The sequence below is a fragment of the Shewanella sp. genome, from assembly GCF_051658185.1.
GTDB lineage: Bacteria > Pseudomonadota > Gammaproteobacteria > Enterobacterales > Shewanellaceae > Shewanella.
On the sequence record NZ_JBOFMC010000435.1, the window covers coordinates 1 to 1,732 of the forward strand.

Here is a 1,732-nt window from a genome sequence, read left to right on the forward strand (position 1 = left end):
AGGCAATGGCCGCTTGCTGACCTTGCTGTTTATAGCAGGTGCCCACTCGCTCCCGCTCGCTGTCGTTCATCAGCGGTAGATTGGTGGCATTGGGAAAGGCGCCGCGCAGGAATTCAATCGGCGCCCTCACATCCATTAACGGCCGTTGCGTGACGAAAATATCCCGATATTGGCAAGCTGTGATCATCGCCGCCATCAGCTGAGCACCACACTGGGTTGGCTGCTGCAGGCTTGGAGCGTGCCAATACAAATCGGGGCGATGTGCTCGGCGGTTAGTAGGGCAACTAATTGAGCTTCGGCTGCAGGAGATACTGCAATTAATAGCCCGCCACTGGTTTGTGGATCGCACAAAATAGCTTGTTGATGCTCGGTTAAGGGGGGTAAGTGCTCGCCATAGCTGTCAAAGTTGCGCAACGTGCCGCCCGGGATACAGCCTAAGGCTAAGTAATCGACTACTTTAGGCAGTAACGGGATGGCCTCAAATTTCAGCTCTGCGCTAAGGTTAGCACCTTGGCACATTTCTAATAGGTGGCCGGCAAGGCCAAAGCCGGTGACATCGGTCAACGCATTAACCCCATTAATTTTCGAGATAGCGGCGCCGATGCGATTGAGTTGGCACATGGCGTTGATGGCAATAAGGCTATCTTCTTGCTGAAGTTTTTTTTGTTTTTGCGCTGTGGTTAAGATGCCAATACCCAGAGGTTTAGTCAGATATAAACGATCTCCAGCTTTAGCCGTATCATTCTGTTTTAAGTCGTTTAGGGCAATTTGTCCGGTCACCGCTAAGCCAAAAATCGGCTCTGGCGCATCAATACTGTGGCCGCCTGCGAGCATGATCCCCGCCTCCATACAGGCTTGGCGGCCACCATCGACAACGCGTTGGGCGATTTCTGCGCTAAGGGTATTCACCGGCCAGCCCAGAATGGCAATCGCCATCATCGGCGTGCCGCCCATGGCGTAAATATCGCTGATGGCATTGGTGGCGGCAATACGGCCAAAGGTGAAAGGATCATCGACTATCGGCATAAAAAAGTCGGTCGTGCTAATGATACCGATCTCATCATTGAGCTTATACACTGCAGCATCATCTCGGCTTTGGTTGCCGACGAGTAAATTGGGATCGGTAAACACCGGCAGCTGCGAGGCTAAAATGGTCGTTAAGACTTTGGGGGAGATTTTACAGCCGCAGCCCGCACCATGGCTGTACTCGGTGAGTTTGATGTTGTCTAAGTGTGTTTGAGTGGGATCTGACATGATGCGCGTCCTGTAACAATGGCGTGAGGCATCATCTTAATCAGATATGGCCACCATGCAAGGTGGCCCAAGGATTTTAACTCATAATTGTGGCGTAACGACAATTTGTCAGTTAACCATAACGGGCGGTTAGGTTTTGCCAATGTTTTTGCTGAGCTAACAAGCGTATTTTTAACTCTTCGACCTGCTGGCGTAATTGCTGATCGGCCAATTGCTGACGCTTGGCCTCTAACAAGGTTTTTTTCGCCTGATAATAGTCGAGTAAGTGCTGTTTCATTAGCTCATATTCCATGTGAATTTTTTCGAGAATTTCATCGGCATTGGCTAAGTTTGTCACCTTGTTTTTGGTGCGCAGCAGTTGCATTTGCAGGCGTGCACTTTCAATTCGTTCCTGCGGGCTGGTGCGCAAATCCTTGGTGAGTCCAAGCCAGGAAAGGCTTTTAATCAACCATTTAGTTGGATCGTAATGCCACCATTT

At 50.2% G+C, this 1,732-nt stretch carries 1 protein-coding gene and 2 pseudogenes; all 3 read right to left on the minus strand.

Annotated features, from left to right (window positions below):
• A pseudogene (locus ACRCZA_RS15900) lies at positions 1 to 196 on the minus strand (tRNA 2-selenouridine(34) synthase MnmH); the annotation flags it as partial.
• A complete protein-coding gene (gene selD, locus ACRCZA_RS15905; protein ID WP_438675367.1) occupies positions 196 to 1,254 on the minus strand; it encodes a selenide, water dikinase SelD in 1,059 nt (352 codons plus the stop codon). The pseudogene ACRCZA_RS15900 and the gene selD, both read right to left, overlap by 1 nt.
• Before the next feature lie 112 nt (positions 1,255 to 1,366).
• Positions 1,367 to 1,732: pseudogene (locus ACRCZA_RS15910) on the minus strand (acyl-CoA desaturase); the annotation flags it as partial.